The 17,251-nt window shown below is 30.4% G+C and carries 18 protein-coding genes; 2 read left to right on the top strand and 16 right to left on the bottom strand.

All coding sequences use genetic code 11. The annotated features are described in order from the left end of the window. Position 1: 1 nt before the first annotated feature. The 3 genes from H7355_RS08320 to H7355_RS08310 form a co-directional block, all read right to left on the bottom strand. Positions 2–1,384 carry an ABC transporter substrate-binding protein gene (locus H7355_RS08320; RefSeq protein ID WP_186646481.1) on the bottom strand — a complete coding sequence of 461 codons (1,383 nt, stop codon included), beginning with the start codon at positions 1,382–1,384 and terminating at the stop codon, positions 2–4. Positions 1,385–1,395: 11 nt separating this feature from the next. After that, positions 1,396–2,328: a cupin-like domain-containing protein gene (locus H7355_RS08315; RefSeq protein ID WP_186646479.1), complete on the bottom strand. Its 933-nt coding sequence runs from the start codon at positions 2,326–2,328 to the stop codon at positions 1,396–1,398. A 65-nt stretch (positions 2,329–2,393) separates the two neighbouring features. Then, entirely contained in the window at positions 2,394–2,543 is a 150-nt protein-coding gene (locus tag H7355_RS08310) for a hypothetical protein (RefSeq protein WP_186646477.1), read from the bottom strand. A 334-nt stretch (positions 2,544–2,877) separates the two neighbouring features. Between H7355_RS08310 and H7355_RS08305 the strand changes: the two genes are divergently transcribed. Continuing rightward, a complete protein-coding gene (locus H7355_RS08305) occupies positions 2,878–4,143 on the top strand; it encodes an ATP-grasp domain-containing protein (protein WP_186646475.1) in 1,266 nt (421 codons plus the stop codon). Positions 4,144–4,201: 58 nt separating this feature from the next. Further along, positions 4,202–5,404, top strand: a complete 1,203-nt coding sequence (locus H7355_RS08300; protein ID WP_186646473.1) for a hypothetical protein — start codon at positions 4,202–4,204, stop codon at positions 5,402–5,404. 5 nt (positions 5,405–5,409) lie between these two features. Here the strand turns inward: H7355_RS08300 and H7355_RS08295 are convergent, their stop codons facing one another. The 13 genes from H7355_RS08295 to H7355_RS08235 all read right to left on the bottom strand — a co-directional run bounded on the left by H7355_RS08295 (position 5,410) and on the right by H7355_RS08235 (position 17,099). Further along, complete coding sequence (locus H7355_RS08295; protein WP_186646472.1) at positions 5,410–5,724, bottom strand: DMT family transporter; 315 nt, start codon at positions 5,722–5,724, stop codon at positions 5,410–5,412. A 41-nt stretch (positions 5,725–5,765) separates the two neighbouring features. Next, a complete protein-coding gene (locus tag H7355_RS08290) occupies positions 5,766–6,092 on the bottom strand; it encodes a DMT family transporter (protein WP_186646471.1) in 327 nt (108 codons plus the stop codon). 4 nt (positions 6,093–6,096) lie between these two features. After that, positions 6,097–7,890: a hypothetical protein gene (locus H7355_RS08285; RefSeq protein WP_186646470.1), complete on the bottom strand. Its 1,794-nt coding sequence runs from the start codon at positions 7,888–7,890 to the stop codon at positions 6,097–6,099. Positions 7,891–7,895: 5 nt separating this feature from the next. Continuing rightward, entirely contained in the window at positions 7,896–8,198 is a 303-nt protein-coding gene (locus H7355_RS08280; RefSeq protein WP_186646469.1) for a hypothetical protein, read from the bottom strand. A gap of 95 nt (positions 8,199–8,293) precedes the next feature. Continuing rightward, positions 8,294–9,220, bottom strand: coding sequence for a DnaJ C-terminal domain-containing protein (locus H7355_RS08275; protein WP_186646468.1), 927 nt, complete (start codon positions 9,218–9,220; stop codon positions 8,294–8,296). An 87-nt stretch (positions 9,221–9,307) separates the two neighbouring features. Then, a complete protein-coding gene (locus tag H7355_RS08270) occupies positions 9,308–9,634 on the bottom strand; it encodes a hypothetical protein (RefSeq protein ID WP_130605491.1) in 327 nt (108 codons plus the stop codon). A 21-nt stretch (positions 9,635–9,655) separates the two neighbouring features. Beyond that, positions 9,656–9,916: a hypothetical protein gene (locus H7355_RS08265; protein WP_186646467.1), complete on the bottom strand. Its 261-nt coding sequence runs from the start codon at positions 9,914–9,916 to the stop codon at positions 9,656–9,658. 317 nt (positions 9,917–10,233) lie between these two features. Next, complete coding sequence (locus H7355_RS08260; RefSeq protein WP_186646465.1) at positions 10,234–10,692, bottom strand: Sec-independent protein translocase subunit TatA/TatB; 459 nt, start codon at positions 10,690–10,692, stop codon at positions 10,234–10,236. An 81-nt stretch (positions 10,693–10,773) separates the two neighbouring features. Continuing rightward, complete coding sequence (locus H7355_RS08255; protein ID WP_186646463.1) at positions 10,774–11,202, bottom strand: hypothetical protein; 429 nt, start codon at positions 11,200–11,202, stop codon at positions 10,774–10,776. A 557-nt stretch (positions 11,203–11,759) separates the two neighbouring features. Further along, positions 11,760–12,191, bottom strand: a complete 432-nt coding sequence (locus tag H7355_RS08250) for a hypothetical protein (protein ID WP_186646461.1) — start codon at positions 12,189–12,191, stop codon at positions 11,760–11,762. Positions 12,192–12,418: 227 nt separating this feature from the next. Then, positions 12,419–13,537 carry a lysylphosphatidylglycerol synthase domain-containing protein gene (locus H7355_RS08245; RefSeq protein ID WP_186646459.1) on the bottom strand — a complete coding sequence of 373 codons (1,119 nt, stop codon included), beginning with the start codon at positions 13,535–13,537 and terminating at the stop codon, positions 12,419–12,421. Then, a complete protein-coding gene (locus tag H7355_RS08240) occupies positions 13,534–14,940 on the bottom strand; it encodes a sigma-54-dependent transcriptional regulator (protein WP_186646457.1) in 1,407 nt (468 codons plus the stop codon). Before H7355_RS08240 ends, H7355_RS08245 begins: the two co-directional genes overlap by 4 nt. Beyond that, positions 14,937–17,099 carry an ATP-binding protein gene (locus H7355_RS08235; RefSeq protein ID WP_186646455.1) on the bottom strand — a complete coding sequence of 721 codons (2,163 nt, stop codon included), beginning with the start codon at positions 17,097–17,099 and terminating at the stop codon, positions 14,937–14,939. Before H7355_RS08235 ends, H7355_RS08240 begins: the two co-directional genes overlap by 4 nt. Positions 17,100–17,251 lie beyond the last annotated feature (152 nt).

The raw sequence follows: 17,251 nt of genomic DNA, 5'->3' as shown, positions 1-17,251 counted from the left end.
ATTATACGCTTTCAATATTATTCAAATAATGAATAAAAGTTCCCTGATCAAATAGTGAACTATTTACAATATATGGTCTTATAAAATAGCCAGAAGGCATAGATAATAATGGAATATACACAGCATTTCTTATCAATATTTGATCTAGCTTTTTATAAAATATTACGTTCTCCTCTTCCTTATTATTTTGTAGTATATAAGAATAATACTTTCTGGCTTCTTCAAATTCCTGATCTGTTATAAAGCCGCGGCTCAAATCTGATTTATAAAATAATAAAGGAGTAGAACGCATTGACCAACGAATTTCAAAACGCAAATGGGTGCAAGAGTCCCATTTGCCATACTCATCCACTTCTGGTAACAAGTTAATGTTATATGCTTTAAGTTGATTCGCAATAAGTTTTACTATTTCTTTATTGGGATAAAAATCTTCATAAGCGATTGTCAAATTAAAAGGTTCGCACAAAGGTTCTATCTTTTTAATTATTTTTTCTTTATAACTATAATCATATAAATCGAGGTAAGAAAATGATTCTTTAAGTATGCCATCAAACCTATCACTGAGTTCTTTCCTATTTATTGCGTTAATAATAATATATTTTACTGCTTCTGGTATTTCTTTGAATTTTTTCCAAGGAGACAGTAGCATTATTAATTTTGAAGATATTTCTTTAAAATTAATCGAATTTCTTGCTAATTTATAATAATTATAGTCTAAACATGTGTCACAACTAACATCAATATTACCGCACTGAAAATTATCAGCAAACTTATCTTCTTTTATTTTTATAAATTCTATTTCATTAAAGGAATTTGCAACTTCGTCTAATGAGTAATGCTTATTCTTCTTTAACAAAAACTTATTCTCTTCTAAAGAGCTCAAAAAATAAGGCCCTGCAGACAAGTGAGAATTAGAGATGTGTAATGGCGATGTAGAGATTAAAGATAAATTATTTCGCATATATACATTAGGATATTTCAGATTAATGCACAAAGTATATTTATCAGGGCAGTGAATTCCAATATCATTTGAAATGTATATTGAATATTCTTTAAAATTTTCCACATCTGAAAAAAGAGTCCGAAAGCGATTTCCTTTATCCCTACAAAGAAATTTTATTGAACGGGCAAAATCCTCTGCAAATACCTGTTCCCCATTCTGCCAATATAAATTATCCTTGATTTCTATTTCGATATTTTTATAATTATTGCTTAATAAATAACTTTTTGCTGCTAAATTATAAATGCTTCTATTTTGCTCTTTAAAAAGGGTGAGTGCTTGTTTTTTATATATTTGCTCTCCACTGTAGTCGCAAATTTGATGTATACTTTCCTTGTATGGAAAAGCATCTACAGCAATTTTCAAGCAATTTATATTCTTCACTATATAAACCTCTAATTTTTATTTAATAGACTCTTATATAATTTCATTTTATCTTGAATAATTTCTATCCGCCTTTCTGTTCTCAATATATCTTCTTTAATATATTGAATTGATTCCTTGGGTAATTTTTCAATATTCATAAACTCATTTTTTATATAAGAGAGGTAATGCTCTTCGCTATCATTAATATCTTTTGAAATAGTTTCTTGGTAAGAAGGGTAAAATTGGAAGACATGGCTTTTTGCTGTAAAAGCCCCTGTTACCATAATGGTGTCATTGTCATTTCTAATCTGGTGCACCCATCCGCCAGGTAAATACATTATAGTGCCTGGTATTAATTTAAATTCGATAATTTCAACACCCTGATTTTTTATCTTCCTGATATTCTCCTCATCGAAAAGTGATGTACCCATTTTTACTAAATGCCTATGAACTGGAGAAAATGTTCTTAAAGTTTTCTGCCCATGGATCATTATTATCCATGCACTTGCTGCAAAAGAATCTATATGCAAATCACTCTCAATTGATTCTTTGCCAAAAAAAATCCAACTACGTCTATAGTTAAGATGTCTTGGCAAACCATGGATAAAATCATCTGGATGTAACTCTGGCAAAGTAAAATCATTGTCGAGAGTGGGGCATTCTCTTTGGTAGCTCCAACCCACCATATAGGGGCAATCTTTATCTTCTTTAAGCTGTGTAATATAATTCCGAATAGACATTTTTCTTGAAATGGCAGCAGGATTTTTTAAGTCATCACCTACAGGGATTAGAAAATGACCCATATTCTCTTTGAAAAAATTAAATGTCCATTTTCTATAAGCAGGCATTTCCATATTTAAACCATTTAATAGCAGGGGAAGATGTTCATCAAAGAAAATATTTTCAAACTCTTTTTTTGAGATCTGATTAATATTAAAATATTCACCGTTATTTATAGTCATATTTTTATTCTTTTTTTATTATTTTAGCCTCCCTAGCACTTGCGTATAGCTAGGGAGTTTTTAATTTAAGAACGATGAACTGCGAGTAACAAGTCGTCAGAAACTTCGATTTCTGCTAATTGGATATCACTGAATTCAATTGTTGTATCAAAATCAGAATTGATTGCATTTTTATTAATGTACGCTTGGCATTCTTTGCTTTCAAAATCTTTCATTGAAACTCCTAAAAAAAACTTAATGGGTTATAAAAAACTACCGGTAGTAAATATATTATTAATTAAATTCTTAATTTTGTCAAATTTTTTTTTAAAATTATATTTAAACATAAATTAATACCATAACCACATAATCGCAAACTTCAATAAAGAATTACAATACCCTTTTAATTTAAAAAAAATACACTTCTAATTTATCCAATACATTTTTTGATTCTTACTTTCAACAAATCACTATAAACTTGAATTATTTCCTTTTTTAATATAGATAATTTTTATGAATTAATTATACGTAGTTTTTTTTAAAGACCTACTCCGCATATAGGAAAAAATTATGAATTCAGATCAAGAAAAAATGCAAGTTCTGCTGGTAGAATCTACTTATTTCCCTCAAATGATTGCAAAAACTCTGCCACAAATTCTAGAAAGCATTCCATCGAATTTTGCCGTAACACTCTTTACCAGTCAAGAATGTTATGAATTTATTCCACTTAGTTTAAAATTAAAACTTAAAAAAATCCATAAATTTGAAAACTTCTATTCGAACCCACTTGTCGAATTCAAGACAAATATTTTCTTAAAAGAAAATCCATCGGCCTATGTCATTGCATTGAGAGAATTTGATCTCTTGCGCGTCTCTCGCAGTTGCTTAAATAATAATAACAAAAGTTTTAATTATCCAAGCATATTTAATTATCGCGATAAAATTCACATGAAACAGAAGCTCAAAGACAAGGAAATTCCAGTAGCAAAATATCGACCCGTGCAAAGTGCCACTTGTCTTTTACAAGCAAGCTATGAGTTAGGCTTTCCATTCATAGTAAAACCCAGATGCAAAGCAGCAGGCATAGGTTTTAAAGTTCTCAATTGTGAAAATGATATCGTAAATTATCTTGACTCACTTAAAAATGATCTCGATTGGGATGAAGATCTCAACCTTATAGCTGAAGAATATATTGGCACAGAAATGTTTCATGTCGACGGTTTTGTTAAGGATGGCAAGATCATTTTCTCCCTTGCGAGCCGCTATCTAGGTCACAAACCCCATCTTGCATGGGATCCTAAGACAGCGACGAATATTTTATCTGGCAGTATATGCGTTAAAAGGAATACAGATGAATATATAGCTCTTATGGAAATCACCCAAAAATCATTGCACGCATTGGGGAATAGTCAGCATTGTTTTGCCTTCCATGCCGAAATTTGGAAGAGAAATAATAACTATCTCATAAACGAAATCGCTTGTCGCATAGGCGGCGGGCAAGTGATGATTATGTTTACAGAGACTCTCACATATTCTCCAGAAAAATTCTTAATTGCAGAAATACTGCAAATAAAAAATCCACCTTTGTTACCTAATATCGATGAAAATGAAATCACATTGATAGCACGATTATTACCTAAAAAGGGTCTCATCGCTTCAAGTCAATTAAACTTACCACCAAACTGTCAAATTCAATTGCAAGTTCCTGAAGGTGAAAAGTTAAACCATCCGCAAAAATGGTACGACGCATTTGCTTATCTTACTATTAAATCTCATTCCGAAGAAGCTGCAAAAGATTGTTATTGGGAGATCTATAATATCATTTATCATAAGTAAGCATAGTCCAATATAATTTGTAGACTTATTTTAATTCATAAGCAACAGAGTAAAGTTAATGATAAATATGCAAAGCTTAATTTCATTCTCCAGTTTAAGAACTGTGAGCCTGATTGGTGATTATGCAAAGGGCTTTTATTTACCCCTGTTTATTTTTAGTATATCTAATGGGAATTTAGCTTTAGCAGGCCTTGCTTATATGTTTGACTTTTTGCCAAGACTTTTGCTCATCCCTTTTTTTGGCAATCTTGCAGATTCAAAAAATTGTCTGTGGATTATAAGATCACTTGAATCATCAAGAATTTTATTATTGTTTGTATGGTATATTTTTTACAGTTATCCTTATATTTGGCTTGTTTCACCGATTATAACTGTCTGCTCTGGCATTCTCATGGTCTTTTATGAAACTACCGCAAGTCGTATTTTAAATAACAACCAAATGATAAACTTCCAAACGAAATCGCAGTTATTTGAACCTGCTGCTCGTCTTTTAGGGCCTATGCTTATAGGAGCTTCTCTTGCAATTCTAGACAACAAAAACTCAATTTTCATAATTATTTTTATTTATATAGTAACATTTATTATAAATATTAAAACAATAAGAATTAGGAACTTAGAAGCAGATTTGAAAAGATTATCTAATAAATTAATAGATTTAACTGGCTTTAAATTTCATTTCACAAATAAATATTTTTTATTGATCACTTTAGCAGGAATTCTCTTAAATTTATTTTTTGGAGTTTTCCAAACCCTGCTCATTCCAATTATGAGAAGTCATTATCAAACAAGTGAATCTCTCTCAACATTGCCAAATGTTCTAGGAGGTATTATTTCCCTTTTACTTGCTTTCTGTATTCTTAAAATTATGCAGAATAAAAATAAAATTTTCTTTGCTTATATGGGAGCAATCAGTCTTTTTCTGAGTGCAATTCTTATAGCATCTGATTTAGGGATAATATTTTTTTCGTTTGCTTTTGGTTTGCTAATAACAGGCAGTTCTTTATTTGGAATATTTTTTCGAATCGAAAGAGTGAGACTTATTCCTGCTGAAAAACTTGGAAATATTTTAGGAGCAAACACATCTATTCTCCTTATCTCAGCTCCACTTGCAGGGGGTGTCGTCTATTTATTAGAGAAATATTTTTCATCGCTTGCCATGCTCATTATTTTAAGTTTTTTTTGTTCTATAATTATTATATTAATATTATTTGTTTATCAAAAAAGAATTTATGAAAAAGCTAAAGATTATTATTTAAAATAGCTGAATTAGCTAAAAACCTTAAGACCAAATATTCCAAGTAATACTAACATTAAACAAAATATTCTTTTGAAATTTAGAGTTTCGGAATAGAAAATAATCCCATAAATAGCAACCCCAACAGCTCCAATTCCAGTCCAAATTGCATAAGCAGTTCCCATTGGAAGTTCTTTTAAAGCTAATCCGAGAAAGCCAAAACTGATTATCATTCCAATAATTGTCAGCAGTAAAGCTTTAATGTTACTAAAACCAGAAACATTTTTTAAAGCTACAGCCCAAACCACTTCAAATAAACCTGCAATTATTAAGTATACCCAAGCCATATTTTTATCCTCTCATTATAAATTTTTAAAAATTGCCTGAACTAATTTTTTTGAGGAGTAAAAATTTTGAGCCCCAATATTCCCAATACCAAAATAATTATACTCAATACTCTTAATAAATTTGCAGATTCCCCTATAAAAACAACCCCATAAATAGCAACCCCAAGAGCGCCTATACCTGTCCATATTGCATATGCTGTGCCCATTGGTATTTTTTTTAATGCTAATGAAAGAAAACTAAAACTTATAATCATCCCAATTAAAGTAATTAATAGCGGCTTAAGTGTAGATATTCCATCTACTTCTTTTAAATTTATTGCCCATACCACTTCAAAAATTCCAGCAAGCACTAAATATGCCCAAGCCATAAAATTACCTTTCAAATGCAAAAAACAAATTCATAAGAGATTCACTTATGGAATTTTTTTTGAAATATATCCATTTAATATTATAATAATTTTTTACAGTTTCTTTAATAAATTCTTTAGCTTTTTCATCTGGTATAGTTTCCATAAAAACAGCATCATCATTTATTTTAGCTCTATATTTTATCCACTCATTGGTTAATTCTTCACCTACATGATAACCCGATAAAGAAGTTACTATACCATTTCTATAATTAGCAAGATTTGCTTTTAGCGAACAAGTTTTTCTTAAAATAGAATCTTTGCTTTCCGTATTTTGGTTATAAAAAACTTCTTGTCTTAGTACTGCATACACCAAATCGGGATCAATAGGACATTGTTTAATAGCAAAAGTGACTTCTTCTTTATACAATCTTGGATAAAATAGAAAATATAAAAAATTATTATTATCAGAAAAAGGATCCAGTGTGTCTTTTATCTGTGAAACAAACATAATTGATTGTACATTCTGACCAGTAACATATAAAAGCCATGCTATATTATTACCAATAATGTCAGGCTTTTCATGTTTTGGCCAATTTTTAAATTCGTTCAGCCAATTTTTAGTTAGCCAATTGATTTCATCTTTTAAGAGTAAAGTTTCAATATTTTCGTTTTTTACAATATAGTCCTGATACTCATCAAGTCGCAATATATTTTTATCAATCTTTATTTTTGAAGCCAGTATAATTGCAGATTTTAAAGTTTTTATTATGCTATTATTAGAAATAATAGTAGGATAAGTCACCCATTTTTCCATTTCTTTTTCCCACGAGTCTGGGAAAGGAGAAAGTTCATTTGTTGAAGAACGCCCTGAAGGATTTTTTATCATTTGCCCTGATAAAGCATCGTATAAACTCAAAGGATTTTCTATTCCTGATTTTACAAAATACTTTCTCGCATCCTCATTTTTCTTCTCTGCACTATATGCGCGCCCAATCCAGTAATAATAAATTGCTCTCTCTTGAGGATTTGCAGACTTTTCCGCTAAACTCATAAATATTGTTTTAGATTTTGTAAATTCACCATTTACAAATGAATAAAGTGCATTGATTTCTTCTTTATCTTTGTTTGAATATTCATCTGGTTTCTCTAAGTGTAATTCACTTCCTGAACTACTATCATTTTTGATTAAGTTTTTTATATAACTATTATAAGCAGCAGTATGTTGATCCAAGTAAATTGACCCTGAAATCCATTCAGGCTTTTGTTTATTAACAAATGCAAAGAAATCATCTGATAAAATCTCTTCTTTATATCCTTCAGGTGTAAACAAAGAAGCATCATCACGCGCCAATGATTTCCAGCCAAAACTATCACAAAGAATTTCGCATTGATTATTTTGGAAAGAAAAAAAATCTATATCATTTATTATATTTTTATTCGTTACTTTTTCATTTAGTAGAAGAACTGAAGATATAGAATAAGCTTTGAATGCAAATTTATATATAGAATTTGATAAACCTTTAGTATATAATAAATCTTTTGAAATGCGATTTGCATACTCGAATTTATTTTCTTTTATTTCTTCAAAAGCTGAAAGCACTTGATATGTTGAGGTTGCTATATCAAGATCTTCTTGACTCATTTTGTTCTTAAATAATTCTTCAAGATTCATTTTGAAATCTTGTTTTTGTTTTTGAGTCAATTTATCTGAGTCTAAAAATGTTGTTGAGCATGAAATACTCAACACAGCAAATAATAAAATTAAAGCGTGCTTAGTTAATTTTTCTGTAGTTTGAGAAACATGAATGTAACTCAAATTTTTTATGCCCTCTTAGCTCCTAGCTTATTGACTAAAATATCATCAACCATTTTTTCTACTTCTGCAGTAAATGGTTTATGCATCATAGCTATATTGCGTTTTACTTCATTTATTCTTACTTCGTTACCGATCTCTTTGAACGCTATATTTATTTTACTGGAGCCCATCTTTTTAATTTCAATAATAAGATCGTTATTATCCCACGAGGTATGAACATAATCTTTCTTTATTTCTCTTGCAAGAATATCGATAAGCTCATTTTTGACAGCCGCTATCCCTTTATTTATAACGTAATTGATTCCCATATATTTTCCTTTTTATGTTTTTCAAAATAAATCACAATTGGTTTTAAATTTTACAAAAACCAATCTTACCTACAATATACATTTTCTCACTACACCTAATAACCATTCTTTTGAAGTTGCTCAAGAATTTCTTTTAAATCTTGATTTATTTCACTTTCACTCGGGACTTTGACGCTTAAAATAGCATAAAGATCTGCATTTTCACTGGTATTCATAATAGGAAAGCCAAGCCCTTTTAAACGTACTTTTATACCACTTTGCATTCCTGCACGGATTTTTACATTTTTAATACCTTGAGGAGTTTTTACTTCTATCTGCCCACCAAGACACAGTGTGCTGAAAGGAACACTTACAGACACTTCAATGTCATTATCTACTCTAACAAAATCGGGATGAGGCATTACTTTTACTTTTAAATAGAGATCGCCTCTATGCCCATCAGGAGCTGTTTGACCGTGACTGCGAATTCGTAATTTTTTGCCTGAATCAATCCCAGCAGGTATCTTAATTCTAGAATCAATTCTTTCCCCATTGCTTAAAGTAAAACTCACATGACGTTCTGAACCATTATAAGCATCCATGAAACCTATTTCGAGATCATGTTCTAGATCATATTTTGAATAATCCTCAGGTTCAGCGCGCATACCCCCACGCCTTCCACTTCGAGCATTCTGAGTTCGATTACCAAACCCTCCGAAGCGCCCTCCTCCCATTCCACCAAAACCAGAAAAACCCATATCCTTAAAAATACTTTCAAAATCCATATTTTTGAAAATATCTTCTTGAAAGCCAGAACTTTGCTGTTGAGAAAAGCGTGTGTCACCCAACATGTCGTATTGACGTTTTTTTTCAGGGTCGGATAAAACAGCATAAGCTTCAGACATTTCTTTAAATTTTTCTTCCGAAGCTTTGTTTCCTGGATTTCTATCTGGGTGATATTGCATTGCTAATTTCCGATACGCTTTTTTGATTTCATCAGAACTAGCAGATTTATTGAGTCCAAGAATTTCGTAGTATTTCATTTCTCTCTCCAAATTACCAACGTCAACACTCACTCGTGCCTCGGTTTGGAGAAATTTAATGCTCAATTGATCGATGGCAAGGGAGGATCAAGATTTTTTAATAAGTTGTTCGATATAAATAAATTCATGCTCAGGAACTTCTTCAAGAAGCTCTTCATCTTCAAAGCCAAAAAACTCAAACCAATTAATCCCAACGAGTTCAGGGGTCGGAGTTACTTTTTCTTCCCCATCATCTGTTTCATAGTATTCAAAAGCTTTTTGGACAAAACCATCACCCAGCATTTCAAAATAATGGTATCCATCACCATTGACATATTGACCATCTCGAGAGTCACCACTCCAATACTCTCTACAATACCAAATTTCACTAGATTTTCTTTTGGTGCGCTTGAATAAGTTCTCTATATTTTCCATAATTAGATAACATCCTTTGGTTTATGAAAGCTCATTTTGTAAATTTTCACATGATGAACCTTTTCTAGGAAGCGACTTTAACAACTTTTCAACATGAATCAATCTTTCCACTCTAGGCTTTAATCTATTTTCCAACATTGGAAATAAAAATGTATGAAAAAAATTCTGCTGTCGAATTAATTGCTCCCCTATTTTTCTAATATCCAAAAGGAGAGGAAGCAGAGCTTTTGCTTGCTCATGGGAATTCTCTCCATTTTTTAAAGCTTCTAAAATATCGAGCAAAATTCTCTCCGATAAGTTTTCAAAGTTTTTAACCCGCTGAACTCTTTTATTAAACACCACGAATCTGAGTTTCTTATTTTTCTTATGGAAGCTTTTTCTAAATGATTTTATAAAATAAAAAATAATAAAGACAGTCATTATTAAAAATAATATTAATATAAAATCAAATATATCAAACTTCATGGAACAAAATATAACCCCCTCTATTTCTGCAGTTCTGCTTAAAGTATCGCCATAATAAATAGAGGATTAATAATGATAACATGAGTCATTTATGTGACTGCTTAAGTAGCCAAATATTATTTAAAACGTATTAATTATATTCTCGGACCCACAAAATGATTCGACTTTAAATACTCCTGCGCGGATGTAGGTTGCAAAGTAACGGTATTTTCTTTAATAATATCAGTATTTTGTTCGTTTAGATTTTCATTACATAGCTGATCGGAATTGTGAAAATCATCTATTTCATCTTGAGGAACGATCTCATCTTTTGGATGCTCATAATGAGGGATATCAGCTATATTCATGTTATAATCAAATTCAACTGGCTTTGTAAGCTCTAAGAGCTCCTGTTTTTCCAAATCCAAATTGATACTTCTTTGGACATCGGTTTTAACCTCATGCCAAGACTGCTGCACATCACTCGCAACTTTTTTTGCTTGGTTAAGACCCTTAAGCAGTTTTTTCATATTTTCTGGTAACTTGTCATTCCCAAAGAGTATGAGTGCAATAAATGCTATAAGAAGGATTTCACCGCCACTGAATCCAAACACTTTTAACTACCTCTAAGCAATCAGCTTAATCAATGATAATAAACTCTATTCAGATAGCAAGCATAGTTATTGAAAGCAAGTTTATTTATTGGAGAGATCCCAACCTGCAATTTTCTTTTCAAGCAAAAATTCATTCTTGTGATAATTTTTATCATATATACTATTTGTCGAATTTGCTTGTGATTTTCTAGATGGTTTGACATGAACAAAGATGGTTTCTTCCTCCCAATTATCAGCTCTCCAAATTTTAATTTGGCTTTCCCCCAAAGATACCCCACACAATAAAAGATGATTATAGATGTCATCTTTTTTAATATAAACAATATTTGTCCGTTTTGATTCAATTTTTATTATATTTCGAATGGATAGCTTTTTACATTTGGAAATACTAATTTCAACAAAATTCAAATTTTTAGCATGAGAAGTATATGGGATAAATAACATTAATATAAGAAGCTTAGCTTTTAATCTTAACCCAATATTGACAAGTTTGTTTATTTTTTTCAGCATAGAAACGACTTTCGTTATAAGTAATTAACAATATATTTTCATTTAACAAATTTGCATATCTTACAAATTTATCCACTTTAAAACTACGTATTTTAAAAAAAATAAAAAAATTATTTGAGAAATTTTTATAAATAAAATCGCCAAAATAACATTTGTCATGATTAGAAAGATTCAAAAAGAGATAATACTTCTGATTTTGGATAAGATCTTCTTGATTGGACTTAACTTGAAACTGGTCAATATATACATAAAGTTCATTTTTATCCCAAAACATACCTTGAATAATATATTTATTTTTAAATGTTAGACTGGAATTATTTAAACTTTTATATTCAAATTGAGACAAATTGTTAACATTTTGCTTTTTAATACTAATAATTAACTTATAAACAGCAAAAATAGATACAAATATTATTATTATTGCAAATAAAATAGAAATTAATTTCTTCATAGAATTCCTTTAAAAAACACCCACACGTTTTTTAATATAGGAAATAAAAATTAATTTCTTAATAAAAAAAAAACTGCTCAATTTTTTTATAATTGATCAGTTTTTACTAGTTTTGTAATTTAGTCTTCTTTAAATATGTTCTACTTGGTAATGGAATCCTCTTTGTATTCCCTTTTGTGCCAAATTCTGCATTAAATGGATAACTCACACTCTTTTTAGTCGCAGTTTCTGCTCTGACAGGTATAAATGTATCTGTCTTAGGAGGAGCAAATCGATTCACACCAGATAAAGGAATAGACGGTCTTTTACGTGTTTCAACTTGCAAAGGAATTATTTGTTCAATCAATACTCTACCTCGTTCAAAAGAGGACTCAACTTTTTCTTTAAGAATAGCCTTTTTCTCAAAGGAATCTTCATTCGAATAGAGGTGACATAATTCAGTATGGTATTGAACCCATTCATACACCTGTCTTAGAATCTTAATATTTTCAAGACCTAAGCTCGAAATATAATTATTATCTAATATTTTCGGTTGCATATGCCACCTCCTTTCTTTTCTACATAAAAAACCTTAAAATAAAGATTTTTTTATTGATTACATAAACTTACATATACTCTAATGGGTTCTAAATTGTAAGCATTTTAAAATATGCTAAATTATTAAGGCCTTACATAGCGCAACGAAGTTCATAAGGAAAGTATATCACATTTTTATAATAAGTGTGTCTGATTATTATTATAAAGCACACTTTTTCTTTTAAATTTTTAAGAAACCGCTGTTTCCTTTTTTCTAGCATCTAAAATCGCACGTATTTGCCCTGCACTCAATCGAGCGAAGAGAAGACCAATCCCTGTTATAGCCAAAAGGTTGACACTCGTTTGCAAAAGTTGCGCAGAACTCGCCGCTTGGGGAGATATGCCAAAAATAGAAAATAGGAGAACAGCTATCAATTGCATGCCGCCCACGCCTCCAAAACCCATAGGTATTAATGAAGCTATTGATAATATTGAAACAGTTGCAAATATTGCATGTATTGGAATGGGATTTGAAATGGCTATGCTCGAAAAATAGGTACCAAAGACAGCCATAATTAAGCAAAGTATGCTATAAACTATGGGGCCCCAAAAAGAGCGAATGGATCGAATCCCCAAAGAAATTACATCTAAAAGAGAATTTATCTCGCCAAAAATTTTTTTAAATAATAAATGAATCTTTCCACTTTTAAAGGTTGTCAAAAAAAGTCTCTCTACTCTTTCCACAAACCTACGAAAATAAATCGATTTTGCTAAAAAAGGAACAACGATAATTATGAGCATTAATATAAAAGAAAGAAAAAAAAGAATTAATAAATTTTTTGAATAAAGAGTATCATTTAAATGAATTGTTTGAATATAAATAATAAAAGTTGTTATACTTCCAAAAAATAACATAACAAAAAATCCAATAAGTCTATCAAATAATGCTGCGGCTGCAAGTTTTGATTTAGCAGCAAGTTCCGCAAGATTTGAATTTTTAATTTGAGTCATATTTGAATAATTATCAGATTTTTGATAATGAGCACCTAGCATAAGGCTGATACGAATGACTTCAATAATCGCTAATGATCCTGGCATCCAAAGCCCAATCCCATTGCTCACAAAAGTTGCCGCAGTTACATTTTGCAAATTTGTTTTGATACTAAATATCTTTAATAAGCTATGATAGCGAAAGGTCATAAATAGACAGTTTAATATTTGTAGAAGTGAAATTAAAAATAAATATTTTTTATTATTTTCTACTGCATATGCGAGAGATTTTACATCCAAAATATTTTTTGTATGCATAAAATATATAAATGAAATCGATATAATCAATAATAACAATAATTTAGCAATAGATTTCATTCTAATTTATCCTCTTCTGATAATTTTTCAATTTCATTTATCAATCCTAACTGCTTCATTTTTCTATACAAATGACTTCGCTCCATTCCCATAGACTCTGCTGTTTTTGACACATTTCCATCATAAGACTCAAGCTTTTTTTGAATAAAAATCTTTTCAAACTTTGCTCTAGCCTCTCGAAAATCGTTAGATGAAAAAATATGGAATTCATCTTCAAGCTTTTCTGATCGAGCAGAGTGGATAGGATATGGCAAATGATTGGGTTCTATAATATCTTCTTTGACCATAATTGACAGTCTTTCCATAATATTTTTCAGCTCACGCACATTACCAGGCCAAGGATAAGCTTTTAGAATTTGAATAGCTTGTGGTGAAAGAACTTTATTTTTAATACTATTTTCAACAGAATATAAAGATAAATAGTGAGAAGATATAAGCTCAATATCCTCTTTACGATTTCTTAAGGGGGGCAAATGGATCGGAATGACATTTATTCTATAAAATAAATCTTCTCTAAAATTCCCTTTTTTAATTTCTTCTTCTAGATTTTTATTTGTTGCAGCTATAATTCTCGTGTCAACAGAAATTGTTTCATCAGATCCAAGTCTCTCGATATTATGTTCTTGCAACGCTCTCAGCAATTTACTTTGCGTTTTTAAACTCATATCGCCAATTTCGTCTAGAAAAAGAGTGCCATTATGAGCCAACTCAAATTTTCCGCGCTTAATCCCTGTTGCTCCTGTAAAAGCACCTTTTTCATGGCCAAATAATTCACTTTCAATTAAATCTTCAGGAATTGCTGCACAATTTATGGCAATAAAAGGTTTATTTCTTCGATTTGATTTTTCATGAATCAATCTTGATACATTTTCTTTACCAGTGCCATTTTCGCCCGTTATGAGTATCGTTGTGTTTTTTTTGGCTACCATATCGATAGCTGAAATAATATGCTGCAATGATTCTGAATTACCTAACAATGTATATTTTTTATCAACTCGATTTTTTAAATTTTGATTTTCAAATTGTAAACTTTTAATTCTTAATATGTTTTGTACACTCAATAAAACTTTGTCAAGACTGAGAGGTTTTTCTATAAAATCCATCGCCCCTAAACGTGTGCATTTAACAGCTGTTTCGATATTCGCATGTCCACTCATCATAATGATTGAAAGATCAGGATTTGCAATTTTTAAACGCTCTAGAACTTCTGTCCCTTCTATATCAGGCAGCCATACATCTAAAAAACAAACGTCTGGTAGTTCTTTTTTAGCAATTTTCAAGCCTGATTCAGCATTATTTGCAGTTAACACTTTATAGCCTTCATCACATAAAATCCCAGATAATGTAGAACAGATATCTTTCTCATCATCAATTACTAATATTTTTCCGAAATAATCGCTCATATTTCCTCTTTAATAAAATTATTTCCTATTGGAATATCTACTGTAAAAATTGTTCCATTAGGTTGATTTTCTTCAACTGAAATATGTCCAAAATGCTCATCAACTATTTGCTTAACGATCGCAAGTCCGAGGCCCATACCTGTTTTTTTAGTACTAAAATAGGGCTCAAAAATTCTGGATTTAACATCGTGTGAAAGTCCAGAGCCAGAATCTTTTACCATTATTCTTAATTTATTATCATCTTTTTTTTCATAAATTGAAATTATAACTGGCGTAAGTTTTTCAGAGGATGCTGTTACAGCATTCGCTATTAAATTAACAAATAAACGAGTTATTTGATTTCTATCAAAATTGCAAAGAATTTCAGGTAAACATTCTATCTTATCCTCATTTTCATAACGATACATTTTATCATTTATAAAAACTTCAAAAATCAAAGATATATTTTCAGTGTTTCCAACAAAACCACGCATTGCAATATAAATTGCTTCTACTATATTCCCTTCAATTAACATTGAATGAGGCATTCTTGCATATTTTATAAATTCATCTACCAATATTTTTATACTTTCTGTACTTTGTAATATAACTTTTATCGATTCTTTAAATGTTTCTCTATCATTCCCAATAAAATTATTTGTATACTTTTTTTCAAGCCTTTGTGCTCCTAATTTTATCGGAGTTAAAGGATTCTTAATTTCATGGGCGATACGACTTGCGACATCTTTCCAAGCAGCTAATCGCTGTGCCTTTGCAAAATCAGAAATATCATTTATAAATATAATTTTTCCTACTTTTCCTCTAGGTGAACAGATCAAACTAACAGATATCTGCAACTGATATTCTTTATCAAAAAGAAAACCACTCCATTCCATTTCCACTCTTTTTAAGAGCGCATTTGATACGTCAGATAGTGACTTTAAAATAATTTGCTGAAAATCTTTTTCGGCAAAAACTTTTGAAATATGATTTCCTATGACCTCTTTTTCTTTGATATTAAATAGATTTTCAGCTCTTTGATTCCAAGTCTCCACATATAGATTCGCGCTTAAAACTATTACTGCAGCATTCACATTTTTTAGCAATACTTCGTTATATTCAGACTTTATTGACAGTTCTTCTGCTTTCCGCTTTAACTCATCTGAAAATTGATCAACTCTTTCTTTTTCTTGCCTTAAATCACTCACCATCGATCGAAAACTGAGAGCGAGCTTACCCATTTCATCATCCGATACAATATCATCTATTTTTACAGAATAATTTCCATGAGAAACACTTTCAGTCGCATTTGCAAGAACTTGCAGAGGCACAGTAATTTCTCTAGCTATAGTAAATCCAAGCCATGTTGCAGAAAATATTATAAGAAGTGTGATTACACCAAGCATTATATAATAAGAAAGTCTAATAACCTTTGCTGAACTTACAGATTCTGGATATTCATTCTTTAACAGTAACCATTGTGGATGAAGCATTTTTGGCGATATTATCCCATAAATATAACTAGAATTCTCTGCTATTAAAATCATTCGTTCTGTACCAAATTCAAACCATGATGATTTCAGATGGTAAACTGATTTGTTTTTTTCAAGACTTTTTTTTATATCGGTTTCAATAGATTGAACCTTTTTTGAAAGATGTATTATTTTTTTACTCTTTTTATCTTTCACAAAATCAAAAACTTGCATATTATCTTTATTTGGTGATTGTGAATTAATTAAAGAATAAATCTGTGCTTGATAAGCAGCCTCACTATTTAATGTTTCTTCTGTGGTTTCAACAAAATTTTCTGGTAACCATTTTTCAAAATTTGTATTGACAAATTTAGTAGACATGTAAAGCAGTACTACTGTAGGTAATAACGAGAAAAATAAAAATGCAGTGACAAGCTTTGTATTTAATTTACTGCCAAAAACGCCACGAGAATTATCAACAATTAGTTTTACACCACTCCTAAAAGTTAAAAACACAAAGAGAAGCAAAAGAAGGACATTTAAAATCACTGCGGAGAAAAATAGATAAACTGAGCTTCCAAAAAATTTGTTGCTAAATAGAACACTCTCATTCATTATACTATTTTCTAACGCACTTCCTGATACAGCAATTACGATTGAAAAAATAATCCAAAGGATTAATTTATACATGCGTGAATGAATATTCATGGGCAATTTTTATCTCCTAAGTATTCACAAACCATCTCAGTATAAATTTACTTTCACTTATTATAGAATCAAACTATAAATATAACTTGGAAAACCTGCGGAACCAAGGTATTAACTTTTTTTTGTTTTTCACCTTGATAAGAGAGTTTGCA

This window comes from Fluviispira vulneris (assembly GCF_014281055.1).
GTDB classification, from domain to species: Bacteria; Bdellovibrionota_B; Oligoflexia; order Silvanigrellales; family Silvanigrellaceae; genus Silvanigrella; species Silvanigrella vulneris.
This window is presented reverse-complemented; position numbering and strand designations above follow the sequence as displayed.